The sequence below is a fragment of the Escherichia sp. E4736 genome (assembly GCF_005781225.1).
GTDB lineage: Bacteria > Pseudomonadota > Gammaproteobacteria > Enterobacterales > Enterobacteriaceae > Escherichia.
The window spans coordinates 28,361-41,615 of sequence record NZ_VATT01000029.1 but is presented as its reverse complement, the minus strand read 5'-3'; the positions used below and the strand labels follow the sequence as shown (position 1 = coordinate 41,615).

13 protein-coding genes are annotated in these 13,255 nt (G+C 47.7%); 4 read left to right on the top strand and 9 right to left on the bottom strand.

The genetic code is table 11. The annotated features are described in order from the left end of the window. The 5 genes from FEK46_RS17475 to FEK46_RS17455 all read right to left on the bottom strand — a co-directional run. A partial coding sequence (locus FEK46_RS17475) for a hypothetical protein (RefSeq protein ID WP_138194713.1) occupies positions 1-249 on the bottom strand: 249 nt, incomplete at its 3' end. A gap of 18 nt (positions 250-267) precedes the next feature. Further along, positions 268-720: a DcrB-related protein gene (locus FEK46_RS17470; protein WP_135559592.1), complete on the bottom strand. Its 453-nt coding sequence runs from the start codon at positions 718-720 to the stop codon at positions 268-270. Between the two features lie 51 nt (positions 721-771). After that, entirely contained in the window at positions 772-2,766 is a 1,995-nt protein-coding gene (tssI, locus tag FEK46_RS17465) for a type VI secretion system tip protein TssI/VgrG (RefSeq protein ID WP_135559593.1), read from the bottom strand. Positions 2,767-2,976: 210 nt separating this feature from the next. Then, entirely contained in the window at positions 2,977-3,333 is a 357-nt protein-coding gene (locus tag FEK46_RS17460; protein ID WP_130210181.1) for a hypothetical protein, read from the bottom strand. Next, positions 3,330-3,860 (bottom strand): type IV secretion protein Rhs, encoded by a 531-nt coding sequence (locus tag FEK46_RS17455; protein ID WP_130210183.1) that lies wholly within the window; start codon positions 3,858-3,860, stop codon positions 3,330-3,332. The genes FEK46_RS17460 and FEK46_RS17455 overlap by 4 nt, the downstream gene beginning before the upstream one ends. A 973-nt stretch (positions 3,861-4,833) precedes the next feature. On the opposite strand from FEK46_RS17455, the gene ansP reads away from it, so the two are divergent. Continuing rightward, complete coding sequence (gene ansP / locus FEK46_RS17445; RefSeq protein WP_131161496.1) at positions 4,834-6,333, top strand: L-asparagine permease; 1,500 nt, start codon at positions 4,834-4,836, stop codon at positions 6,331-6,333. Between the two features lie 80 nt (positions 6,334-6,413). Here the strand turns inward: ansP and FEK46_RS17440 are convergent, their stop codons facing one another. Further along, the gene (locus tag FEK46_RS17440) at positions 6,414-7,475 is read right to left on the bottom strand and encodes a YncE family protein (RefSeq protein WP_135559594.1); all 1,062 of its coding nucleotides are present in this window, start codon (positions 7,473-7,475) and stop codon (positions 6,414-6,416) included. Between the two features lie 240 nt (positions 7,476-7,715). Between FEK46_RS17440 and pqqU the strand changes: the two genes are divergently transcribed. Beyond that, positions 7,716-9,809, top strand: coding sequence for a TonB-dependent receptor PqqU (gene pqqU / locus FEK46_RS17430; RefSeq protein ID WP_135559595.1), 2,094 nt, complete (start codon positions 7,716-7,718; stop codon positions 9,807-9,809). A 142-nt stretch (positions 9,810-9,951) separates the two neighbouring features. Here the strand turns inward: pqqU and mcbR are convergent, their stop codons facing one another. Continuing rightward, a complete protein-coding gene (gene mcbR / locus FEK46_RS17425; RefSeq protein ID WP_130210191.1) occupies positions 9,952-10,617 on the bottom strand; it encodes a colanic acid/biofilm transcriptional regulator McbR in 666 nt (221 codons plus the stop codon). A gap of 198 nt (positions 10,618-10,815) precedes the next feature. Then, positions 10,816-11,853, bottom strand: a complete 1,038-nt coding sequence (gene curA / locus FEK46_RS17420) for an NADPH-dependent curcumin/dihydrocurcumin reductase (RefSeq protein WP_131161499.1) — start codon at positions 11,851-11,853, stop codon at positions 10,816-10,818. Between the two features lie 180 nt (positions 11,854-12,033). Here curA and mddA point away from each other — a divergent pair, with 180 nt between their 5' ends. Together mddA and FEK46_RS17410 are read left to right on the top strand one after the other, a co-directional pair. Next, positions 12,034-12,552, top strand: coding sequence for an L-methionine sulfoximine/L-methionine sulfone acetyltransferase (gene mddA / locus FEK46_RS17415; protein WP_130210195.1), 519 nt, complete (start codon positions 12,034-12,036; stop codon positions 12,550-12,552). After that, on the top strand, positions 12,549-12,998 hold the full coding sequence (locus FEK46_RS17410) for a DMT family transporter (protein WP_001548534.1): 450 nt from the start codon (positions 12,549-12,551) through the stop codon (positions 12,996-12,998). Before mddA ends, FEK46_RS17410 begins: the two co-directional genes overlap by 4 nt. On the opposite strand, the gene ydcY is transcribed toward FEK46_RS17410, so the two are convergent. Beyond that, positions 12,999-13,232 (bottom strand): DUF2526 family protein YdcY, encoded by a 234-nt coding sequence (gene ydcY / locus FEK46_RS17405; protein WP_113649882.1) that lies wholly within the window; start codon positions 13,230-13,232, stop codon positions 12,999-13,001. It lies immediately after the preceding gene. Positions 13,233-13,255 lie beyond the last annotated feature (23 nt).

Sequence of the window (13,255 nt, the reverse complement as noted above, 5' to 3'; positions counted from 1 at the left end):
GGCTTCGCTGACCGTTTCTGTGGCGCCGGTGTACACCATCGCCACACCCACCACAAAACCGGTCAGCACGACGGCCGTGCATCCCATCGTGAACCCCACTGACGCCGCCAGTAACGAGGTTGCGCCGACAATGAGGGCATCAATAACGACATTTGCGGCCACCTCCAGCACCGCCCCCAGCACATCTGCCATAAACGACGTATGCAGCAGGGCATCACCCTGTCTTGCCGCCCAGAATGCATCTTCCATGTCCCGTTCCCTGTGTGATTAATTCGTTCTGGCTTCCTGCCGTATCCTGAAGCGCAGATTCTTTTTAATTTCAGCCCAGCGCGTCATGTCTGCCGGGGTCAGCGGTGTGGTTCTGGCGTAGGTGAAGGCCATCATGACCCGCTCACCCGGCAATACAAATGTCACCTGACACTGGTATACATGCTCGTTACCCCGGAGAAACTGGCTCTGTATTTCCAGCCCTTCCTCTGCGTCATTAATCCCCACGCGGGTCACCTGCACGGGCGTGTAGCGCAGTTCTTTTACCTGCTTTTCCAGCTTTTTCATTTGCTGTTCAACCTGAGATGCTAATTCATCTCCTTCCTGCATCTGGCCCCGGCTGATAATTAGTGCAGCGTCGGGATCGCTGAGGCGCAGCATATTAATCGTACTGTCCTGAATAATATTTCCAGGAAAAGTTACAACAGTTTCATTGAGATAGTACTCCGTCATAATGGTATGAGTCCTTTTTAATTAATGAATTATTTATTGATGGGTTTTTATTTATTTTTTAGTCATGAATGTGGCGTCTATCGCCAACTGAAGGGCTGTTTTCTCTAATGTTCCAGGCGGAGGTATATCTGCCGCTCTGTTATTCATATTTAAGTCAAGCTGCCCTGATTGTGTATTTATTTTTCCATTCTCTGTTGCAGTAATATTAAAATTCTTACAGGTTATATTAAATATTCCGTCACTGGTCATTTGCAGGATAGTTTCTCCGCAGCTAAGAATAATGGAATCTCCCGCAGCAAGGCGTAAATTCTGCACTGTCTGAATCGTTTTATCCCTTCCGGCGAGAGAGATATCATCTGTCTGGACTGTTAGAGAACGTTTCTCACCAATAATCGCAGTTTCTGTTTTATCAATGACTTTAAGGCGATTATTGCCCACCCAATGGCTTTCATTATTATTTACTTCAATGCGTTGATCTTTCTCGGCATGCAACCAGATTTCTTCTCCGCCAGTTTTATCCTCAAAACGCAGGGCGTTAGCATTGGTTGGGCCGCCGCCGATGGTGTGGCTGTAAAACCCGCTTTGCGTCGCTGCGCCCGGTAGTCCCCACGGTGGCATGGTGTCCTGGTTGTATGTCCGCCCTACGATAATGGGTAAATCCGGATCACCATTTTTGAAATCCACCAGAACTTCCTGACCAATGCGCGGGATCTGAATGCCACCGAATCCTTTACCCGCCCACGGATAACTGACACGGACCCAGCAGGAACTGTTTTCATCATTCTTACCGTAACGATCCCAGCCAAACTGAACTTTCACCCTTCCATATTTATCTGTCCAGATTTCCTGTCCCGCCGGGCCGGTCACGATGGCGCTCTGTGGGCCTTTGGTGTGGGGTTTGCTCAGGGTTCGCTGCGGACGGTAAACTTCATTGGTGGGATGTAACTCAAAGCTGGTTGAGTAAGAGAAGTGCTGCTCCTGGCCGCTGTGTTGCGCATTGTCCTGTATAAATAGCGTGGTCTGTGCCAGCAGATATTCCCGGTTCACTTCGGCTGTCGGATAGTTTTCCAGGGTGAAGGTAAAACCTGTCATCAGGGTACGAATATTGCCGCTGCCCTGTACCCGACTACCGGGGCTACGCTGTTCTTCCATGCGGATGCGTGTCAGCATTTCACCTTCACTCTTTGTGAAGTAGTCTCCCGGCCATTCATAGTGCTCATATTCAGCAAGGCCGGTTTCACGCGGATTAGCCACGGTGCTCTTCAGCAGTGAACGCGGCTTCATAAAGTCGAAATCATTCAGCACCCACTGTCCGCTGCGCAGGCTTTCATTTGCTGTGATGGTATGGATAAACTCCTTGTCCAGTTTCAGCCCTTTCTGGTAATAACACACCAGCGGCGAATCTGCGCATGCCTTGTGGACATTAATGGCATCAGCCAGCACTAACGTGTGACTGTTCTCGCTGTGCTCAAACCACCAGTAGATACCCCATTCCTGCATCAGGCGCTGAATAAAATCGAAATCTGTTTCACCGTACTGCACCTGCCAGGCACGAGTCGGATAATTTTCCACCAGTCGTTTTTCGACTGGCCTGGGGTACTCATCCAGTACCTCATCCAGAATGTCCACCACGTTTTTATTCTGAAACGCTTTGTAGTCACTAGTGTGGGTCAGTATTTTTAACCACGGTTCGATCCGCAGTTCATACACCACCGAACGTCCTTGATGACCAGCCACGCGTGCCGCCGTCACCAGCCCGCTGATATAACGTTTTCCGCCGTCATCCAATTCGATATGGACGCACAGATCTTTGCCCACCATCGGTTTGAGCTGCAGGTTGGCTGCGGGGGAAACATAGCCCAGGTTCAGGATGTCAGGAGTTTTTAATTTAATAGAATAAGTAAATAGTTCCCCTACTGTTTCTGTACCCCCCAAGCTTGCAAACAGTAACATTCCATCAGGAACTGCACTGCCGCTCAAAGTCACGTTATGTGTACCCGATCCAATTAGTGCACCGGATGGATAATCTGTAGCTGTAAAACTCATAATTAATCCTTTTAACTAGAAATGGCCAAGTGCTAATAAGAAATCTTACAGAGAGTAAAATATGCAATATATTCGTAGTTGGCATAAAACATCTCAATACTTATGAATGCTACTGAAGATACTATCAACTATATATACCATAGTCATGTTAACCTGATGAAAATATTCACCTAAAGCACATTAATAAAATCAATGAAACTATTTAATTTGTTATTTAGTATGATTATCATCAAGTCTTAAAATACGCTCCCCTGACCTAATTATGCTAAAACCATAGTATTCTTTATCACTTCCGGAAGAGAGCATATATTTTCCGATATAAATAACATCTGGAGATAGCTTATTTATGTCAATGCATACGGGATCGAACTGACCAGTCACTCTTTTCAGTTTTATTGCATTGCCATATTTACCTTCATACAAAATATAATTTGAAATCATATTCCCATCGTCTGGTTTTGAACAAACCCGTCCGTCTTGTAAATATATATTACCGGGCAACAATGGGCGAACATAATCACCAACAGTGCATCCCGACAAAAAGAGCAACAAAAAGAATCTCTTCATATGACGCCCGCAGGAAATAAATTAAGTACCTTTTTGTATTTTTTCGATAAAGTGTCCACTGATTCAGTTGTATCACCTACATAGTTAACATTTGCCAAATCAGCTACCAGTCCATAGTTAATCAATAGCCAATAATCAGAAACTATAGATGCTTGTTGTTCCATGGAATAAGAAGAAATTGACTGTAAATTAAGATCGTAATGATAATTTGCCGCCCAGGAAAATAAACCACGTAACTTAACTGAATACCCTTTCTGATATTGCCAAACATGCATCATTTCATGGATAAACAAGTGAGAAGCACCTGCTACTGTTTCACGATCGCCAGGCATTGCTTGCGATGAAAAATCTGAACTATAAACAGCATCAGGATAATACATTTCCCCGTTTGGGGTCATCGCTGTTCTTTCCCCTTGACCTGGCAAATATTTTTCATTGTGGATCCATACCTTGTTATAATCAAGTGTATTCTCAAAAATCGATCTGGCTAATGTTAATTCACCAGATGTCATTCTCCTTAATGACATATCATTCCTCCTGGAGATAATATTTTTCAGATAAAAACAAATGCTCTTTTATTATTTATTAAATAGGGTTCTCTTTGATGTTCAACATTTCCACTTTATGCAGTATTGATGGCATCATCTTCATAGACAATGAAATCAAAGCAAGTTCTCAACGATTTCCATTACGATTCCTTAACATTGGTTCTCAGCATCTTTATTTATCTATCTTCAATATCAATAGTTGATGTAAATGATTGCACGGGTAACATAATTTTCATCAATTAATTAATATCTGTAAACGCTACCGCCCCACCCTGATATCTTAATCTGCACATAGCCATCTTAACGTTATGCCCCATACATTAGTAATGTAAATTAAGAATTCGGAATATATCAAATTCACTTCATAAATTAATATCGAGAATGATATACACATTAATTATATTGAAGTAATGTTTTAAGGGTTGTAATGTCCCTGGAACGGGACTAATTCAAGAAGTTTCTGTTGGGCAATAGCGCGTTTATCACCCTATATCCCTCTTACATTTTTTGGCATTTTCTGTAACGTCGGTAACTGGCATTTCTAATCAGCAATTGTATTGGTCTTTGGCGTATTACCCCTGAAACCAGTCATACGCTAGTCCTTCACTATTCAATGATAATCAGCGACGACCAACCACACCAGTGTCCACTGCAACCACTGGAGTTCAGAGCAACGAACGAGTGGTGAAAAAGTCGGCGGCCGTCGAGTATCATCGAACCAAAAGTGGTTTTTCCGTCATAATTTCATCAGGTTGCGACTTTGTCGCTAGCCGCCATTATCCCCACACATTTATAGCGGGATTATTTTGCATCATTACACGATAACGGGTAGGATTCTGCGCCGACAGTTATACCCATAAAGAATAATGGTGAATCTTGTCATCGCCAGGATGAATAAACATTGTTCATGGCAACTTATATGACTTTTTCATTAAAGCAATCAGGGAGAGCAATGAGTAAACACGACACCGACACTTCAGATCAACACGCCGCGAAACGCCGCTGGCTTAATGCCCACGAAGAGGGGTATCACAAAGCGATGGGCAATCGCCAGGTGCAGATGATCGCCATCGGCGGCGCGATTGGCACCGGTTTGTTTTTAGGTGCAGGAGCCCGACTGCAAATGGCAGGTCCTGCGCTGGCACTGGTTTATTTAATATGTGGTTTGTTTTCGTTTTTTATTCTGCGTGCATTGGGTGAGTTAGTATTACATCGCCCTTCCAGTGGCAGTTTTGTCTCTTATGCCCGAGAGTTTTTAGGAGAGAAAGCTGCTTACGTTGCTGGCTGGATGTACTTCATCAACTGGGCGATGACGGGGATTGTCGATATTACCGCCGTCGCTCTGTATATGCATTACTGGGGTGCGTTTGGCGGCGTGCCGCAGTGGGTCTTTGCGCTCGCTGCGCTGACCATCGTTGGCACCATGAATATGATCGGTGTGAAATGGTTTGCGGAGATGGAGTTCTGGTTTGCGCTTATTAAAGTGCTCGCCATTGTGACCTTTTTGGTCGTGGGTACAGTGTTCCTCGGTAGCGGTCAGCCGCTGGATGGCAACACCACTGGCTTTCATTTAATTACCGATAACGGCGGCTTCTTCCCCCACGGTTTGCTGCCTGCGCTGGTGTTGATTCAGGGCGTAGTGTTTGCTTTTGCCTCCATTGAAATGGTTGGTACAGCTGCCGGAGAATGTAAAGACCCGCAGACCATGGTGCCTAAAGCAATTAACAGTGTGATTTGGCGTATTGGTCTGTTTTACGTCGGCTCCGTGGTGTTGCTGGTTATGTTATTGCCGTGGAGCGCGTATCAGGCGGGGCAAAGTCCTTTCGTGACGTTTTTCTCTAAACTGGGTGTGCCGTACATCGGCAGCATTATGAACATTGTGGTGCTGACCGCTGCCCTCTCCAGCCTGAACTCAGGTCTGTACTGCACTGGACGTATTCTGCGCTCGATGGCGATGGGCGGTTCCGCACCGAGTTTTATGGCGAAAATGAGCCGTCAGCATGTGCCGTATGCCGGGATCCTGGCGACGCTGGTCGTTTATGTTGTTGGCGTATTCCTTAACTATCTGGTGCCGTCTCGCGTATTTGAGATTGTCCTGAACTTCGCGTCGCTGGGAATTATCGCCTCGTGGGCGTTTATCATCGTGTGCCAGATGCGCCTACGTAAAGCGATTAAAGAAGGCAAAGCAGCGGACGTCAGTTTTAAACTGCCTGGCGCGCCCTTCACATCTTGGCTGACGCTACTGTTTTTGCTGTGCGTGCTGGTGCTGATGGCGTTCGATTACCCGAACGGGACTTATACCATCGCTGCGCTGCCGATTATCGGTATTCTGCTGGTTATAGGCTGGTTTGGTGTGCGCAAACGCGTTGCTGAAATTCACAGCACTGCGCCAGTCATCGAGGAAGATGAAGAAAAACAGGAAATTGTGTTTAAGCCTGAAACGACGAGTTAATTGCATAATTGCTCGGTTTAAAGCCGGATGCGGCGCTAGCGCCGCATCCGGCCTACGAAAGACAAACTCCCCTGTGTCGATTACAGCGCAATACGAATCACATCGTCCGGCTGGGTAGCTTCCTGCTGTTTAGTGGATTTTTGTTTAACACTGACATACAGCGTTTTGCCATCGGCAGACAGCGCCAGGCTATTCGGATAAGTCGGCGTATCGAACGTTTTCACCACCTTATAGCTTTTCGCATCAATCACACTAACTTTACCCGCCTGACGATGCGTCACGTAGGCTTCATTACGCGCTGGGTTAAACAGCACAGCCAGTGATTCCGGTGCCGCAACCTTCGCCAGAATATTGCCATTACGGGTATCGACCACTAACACTTCTGCCGCTTTTGAATCGGTGATAAATGCACGCTGATTGGCGGTATCAAGGCTTATGTTGATAAAGAAGTGCTCTTTGCCGTCATCCAGCAGCTTTTTACGGCTGAGGATTTTATTGTCGGCGGTGTCGATGGTAATCAATTCGCCGTCAGCGTTAGTGGTGTAAAGACGTTTGCCTTTACTATCCAGCGCTAAACCAGTGCTCATTTTACCGGTGTTCTGGATGGCGGTTTTCAGTTTGATATTCTCGCCATCAACGACCCAAATCACGCTCTCTTTGCCAATACCACTGATGTAAACCGTGTTCATGGCATCGTCAGCTACCAGCTCACGCGGCTGCAACGGGCGCACCTCTTCCGTGCGCTTACGATCATCCAGCACCAGACGCCCTTTCACTTCGCCCGTTTTGGCATCTATCGCCGTGACCGCGCTGTTTACGGTGTTACCAAACCACAACGTCTGAGTCGTGTTATTGATGGTGGCACCAAACGGCTTGAGATCGTTATGGATCGCCTGAGTCACTTCCAGAGTGACCGGATCGAGACGATAAACCACGCCGCCTTTATCCAGTTTGCGGCTTTGCGAAGTAGCAAGCCACAGCGCGTTCTCCTGCTGGCTATAAGCCATTTCGTAGGCACCTTTACCTACCGCTTTACGCAGCATTTCTTCTGCGGCCTGCGTACTGAATGATGAAGCAACGAGCAATGAACCTAACAGTAATGAACCACGCAGGCGCGATGAAAACAGATGACGTAAATGCATGACGACTCCCTTTGATGAACCGATATTTTTGCTGCTTCACAATGCTTCGCTGAGCGTAATCATCGTTACACTCTTGTTATAAATGGGAATGGTAATCATTATTTTCTCAAATGTGGAGTATTTCTTGTCGTTACGACTACAATTTCCTCAATTACTTAACGTATTGTGCCGTTTCGTTTTCCATAAATTTACAATTTTATTACCATGACGGCGTATTCCCATTCTTAACCTGGCTTTTTCATGAAGATTTTTTCCGTCCGACAGACCATTTTGCCCGTACTGATTGCCCTTTCTCCTTCCGCTTTTGCAACCAATGAACAAACCATGATTGTCAGTGCCGCGCCACAAGTGATTTCCGAGCTGGATACGCCAGCAGCCGTTAGCGCGGTGGATGGCGAGGAGATGCGCCTGGCAACACCGCGCATCAATTTGTCTGAATCACTGACCAGCGTGCCCGGTTTGCAGGTACAAAACCGGCAGAACTATGCGCAAGATTTACAGCTGTCGATTCGCGGATTTGGTTCCCGCTCCACTTACGGAATTCGCGGTATTCGCCTGTATGTGGACGGTATTCCCGCCACCATGCCCGACGGACAAGGGCAAACATCCAACATCGATTTAAGCAGTGTGCAAAATGTGGAAGTGCTGCGTGGCCCCTTCTCTGCCCTGTATGGCAACGCGTCTGGCGGGGTGATGAATGTCACTACTCAAACCGGGCAACAGCCGCCAACCATTGAAGCCAGTAGTTACTATGGCAGTTTTGGCAGCTGGCGCTATGGGCTGAAAGCGACGGGCGACGGCACACAGCCGGGCGATGTCGATTACACCGTCTCAACCACACGCTTTACGACCCACGGCTATCGTGACCATAGTGGTGCACAGAAAAATTTAGCCAATGCCAAACTGGGCGTACGCATTGATGACGCCAGCAAATTAAGCCTGATTTTCAACAGCGTGGATATCAAAGCAGATGATCCAGGTGGATTAACCGAAGCAGAATGGAAGGCGAATCCGCAACAAGCGCCACGCGCTGAACAGTACGACACGCGAAAAACCATCAAGCAAACTCAGGCTGGGCTGCGCTATGAGCGTAGCCTGAGTTCGCGGGATGATATGAGTGTGATGATGTATGCCGGAGAGCGAGAAACGACCCAGTATCAGTCAATCCCAATGACACCGCAACTTAACCCGTCGCATGCTGGCGGCGTGATTACTCTGCAACGCCATTACCAGGGGATAGACAGCCGCTGGACACACCGTGGTGAACTGGGCGTTCCGGTCACGTTCACTACCGGCCTGAACTACGAAAACATGAGTGAAAACCGCAAAGGCTACAATAATTTTCGCCTGAATAGCGGCGTGCCGGAGTACGGGCAAAAAGGTGAGTTGCGCCGCGACGAACGCAATCTGATGTGGAACGTCGATCCCTATTTACAGGCACAGTGGCAGCTGAGCGAAAAACTGTCGCTGGATGCTGGCGTGCGCTACAGCTCCGTATGGTTTGATTCCAACGATCATTACGTTACTCCGGGTAACGGCGATGATAGCGGTGATGCCAGTTATCACAAATGGCTACCAGCCGGATCGCTAAAATATGCAATGACCAATGCCTGGAATATCTATCTGGCAGCCGGGCGTGGTTTTGAAACGCCGACGATTAATGAACTGTCTTATCGCGCTGATGGGCAAAGCGGTATGAACTTTGGTTTAAAACCTTCCACCAACGATACAATTGAGATCGGCAGTAAAACGCGTATTGGTGATGGGTTGCTTAGTCTCGCATTGTTCCAGACCGACACCGATGATGAAATTGTTGTCGATAGCAGTAGCGGTGGGCGTACGACTTACAAAAATGCCGGAAAGACCCGTCGTCAAGGCGCTGAACTGGCATGGGATCAACGTTTCGCGGGAGATTTTCGCGTAAAAGCGTCCTGGACCTGGCTTGATGCCACCTATCGCAGCAATGTTTGCAGTGAACAGGATTGTAACGGTAACCGGATGCCAGGGATCGCCCGTAATATGGGTTTTGCGTCGATAGGTTATGTACCGGAAGATGGCTGGTATGCAGGCACGGAAGCGCGTTACATGGGCGATATTATGGCAGATGATGAAAATACGGCCAAAGCGCCTTCTTATACTCTCGTCGGCTTATTCACCGGGTATAAATACAATTACCACAATTTAACTGTGGATTTATTTGGTCGTGTCGATAATTTATTCGATAAAGAATATGTCGGATCGGTGATTGTTAATGAATCAAATGGTCGATATTACGAACCAGCTCCCGGGCGTAATTATGGTGTGGGCGTGAATATCGCATGGCGATTTGAATAACTATACTCTAAATAATTCGAGTTGCAGCGGCCCCGTAAGGGGTGAGGCCCATGGATGGGCCGAATAACCCGCAGACGCAGCACATGCAACTTGAAGTATGACGAGTATACATTGATGCCCGATATTTGCCGGGCGTTTTAATTTAACAACTGTATTGCTGGCACAACATAGCAACGTTTTTTTGCATAATTTCAGCAAGACAATGTCTGCATCCCTCTTTGTCTTTTGCTTTTAACGCGGCGAATAGTACATGATAGCTTTCAATACGCTCACGTAATTCTGCTGGATTAATCGCTTCATAAAGATAATGTAAACCAGGTCCCATCCTGACCCATAATTGCTCAATCATTTCACACAGAATGGGCATTTTTGAACGATGATAAATCGCTAAGCGAAATAGTTTGTTTGCATTAATGAGTTGTTCCATATCGCCGTTTTCTTGCGCCTGCTGTAATTTCTCGAGCAATTCCTGAAGTTCCGCTATGTCTTGCGAGGAAATGTTTTCAACAGCCAGGGCAACTGCCATTAATTCCAGTTCGTAGCGGATCCGATTGATTTCGTCTAATTGACTTTGCCTTACTTCCGGTACTGTAAATGCTTGTGCAGGTGCGACAGAGAGCGCATTAACCGAAACCAGGCGTAATAGTGCTTCACGCACGGGTGTAATACTCATGCCTAATTGCTCCGCCAGATTTTTAGTGATCAAGCGTGCGCCAGGTTTCAGTGCACCAATACTAAGCTGATGTTTCAGGTCGTTCTCAACCTGCATAGTCAAACTGATATGCGATATTTTTTCCGTTCCAGGCATGTTATTTCCTTCAGGTGTATTCGTTCCAACTCTGCCGGTATAGCAGAAGTCGTTTACCTGGTGTATGAAGCTGAATAATCATTATCCACTCATCTTTATTGTTATTAGCTACAGAACAGTGATGTGATTAGTTAATTAAAGCTGGAAATAAGATTTTTGTCTGGATTTTTGTGGCGGCTTTACGCCGCCGCCGTATCTTTAGTCATCACCCGCGACACGAATAACAACTTTGCCGAAGTTTTTGCCGCTCAGCAGGCCGATAAATGTCTGCGGTGCGTTCTCCAAACCGTTGGTAATTTGTTCACGATAGTGAATTTTACCCTCTTTCACCCATTGTCCCATCTCCTGCTGGAACTCATGGATTCGGTGGCCATAATCCTGACTGATAATAAAGCCTTGCAGGCGAATACGTTTTTTCAGCACCGTGGCCATCAACAACGGTAAACGGTCTGGCCCCGATGGCAACTCCGTCGCATTATAGCCGCTTACTAAGCCACAGACAGGAATACGCGCGGAGGTATTAAGCAACGGCAGCACGGCATCAAACACCTTCCCGCCAACGTTTTCATAATAGATATCAATCCCTTTCGGACACGCTTTCGCCAGCTGCCCGGCAAAATCATCCGCGTGGTGGTCAAGGCAAACATCGAAGCCCAGCACCTCGGTAGCATGGCGGCATTTTTCCGCGCCACCGGCCACTCCAACTACCCTACAACCTTTAAGTTTTCCGATTTGCCCCACCGTCGCACCCACTGGTCCTGTCGCTGCAGCAACCACCAACGTTTCGCCCTCTTTGGGCTGACCGATATCCAGTAGGCCCATATAAGCGGTAAAGCCGGGCATCCCCAGCACACCCAGTGACCACGAAGGATTTTGCGGATGATCGCCAAGTTTCACCAGTTCATCGCCACTGGATATGTCATAGTCCTGCCATCCACTGTAGCCAAGCACCCAGTCGCCAGGCTGGTAATCAGGATGATTCGACTCCACGACACGGCTCACCGTACCGCCGACCATCACCCCGCCAATATCAACGGGCGGTGAATAAGATGGCTCATCGCTCATTCGTCCACGCATATACGGGTCCAGTGACAAATAAACTGTGCGCAGTAACACCTGTCCTTCACCCGGTGTGGCGACATCATCTTCTTCAAGACGAAAATTCTCCGGAACCGGCGCGCCATGCGGACGCGAGGCCAGAACCCAACGGCGGTTACGCTGCTTTTGTTGCCCCATAATGCTCTCCTGTGCTTTTGGCATGAATCGATCAATGGTAGCAGGCACACGTGGTTATATTTGTCTGTATGCATCACATTCCTCCCACAACACGCAATAATTTCATTGTAGATTGCGTTGCTTCCGGCTGTTTTCGATAGTATTGATAACATCATCATCAATATTTAATCGAGGCCAGATATGTCCATCCGTTTTGCCTGCAAAGCCGATTGTGCTGCTATTGCGGAAATTTATAACCACGCCGTGTTGTATACGGCGGCTATCTGGAATGACCAAACTGTGGATGCAGATAACCGCATTGCCTGGTTTGAAGCGCGGACTTTAGCAGGTTATCCAGTGCTGGTGAGCGAGGAAAACGGCGTAGTGACGGGATATGCCTCGTTTGGCGACTGGCGTAGTTTCGATGGTTTTCGCCATACCGTGGAACATTCGGTTTATGTCCATCCAGATCATCAGGGCAAAGGTCTTGGGCGTAAATTGTTAAGCCGATTGATCGATGAAGCGCGGGATTGCGGGAAGCATGTCATGGTCGCCGGGATCGAATCGCAAAATCTGGCCTCGCTGCATCTCCACCAGTCTCTGGGATTTGTCGTCACCGCACAAATGCCGCAGGTAGGCACTAAATTTGGTCGTTGGCTGGATCTGACATTTATGCAGTTGCAACTCGACGAGCGCACTGAACCGGACGCGATTGGATGAATCAGTCGCTCACCCTTGCCTTTTTGATTGCCGCCGGAATTGGCCTGGTGGTGCAAAACACGCTGATGGTGCGCATCACCCAGACCTCCTCTACCATTCTCATCGCCATGTTGCTGAACTCACTGGTGGGGATTGTGCTATTCGTCTCCATTTTATGGTTTAAACAAGGGATGGCAGGGTTTGGCGAACTGGTTTCCAGCGTGCGTTGGTGGACACTGATTCCTGGCTTGCTGGGATCATTTTTTGTCTTTGCCAGTATCAGCGGATATCAGAATGTGGGGGCAGCTACGACCATTGCAGTACTGGTCGCCAGTCAGTTGATTGGAGGGCTGGTGCTGGATATTTTGCGTAGCCATGGCGTGCCATTACGGGCGTTGATCGGCCCAATTTGTGGCGCAATTTTACTTGTGGTTGGCGCCTGGCTGGTGGCCAGACGCTCGTTTTAATCACAGGATAGTGCCGCCTTTGGTTAACTGTTCGTGGCGAGCTTCCATATCTTCTTTATGCTTACGCCCGTGATGAGCGATTGCTGTACGCAAACGCTGCTGCTGAGTGTAACGTTCTTCCCGGCTTAACTCTGCGTCATCGCTCAGGGCGATTAATAATTCGTTCATATGGGCAATGACGCTCTCATCAATTGCTGCATCCACGCGTGCGATGACCTCTTCCAGATGCGACATACTTTCTCCTTAGCCACTTGTGA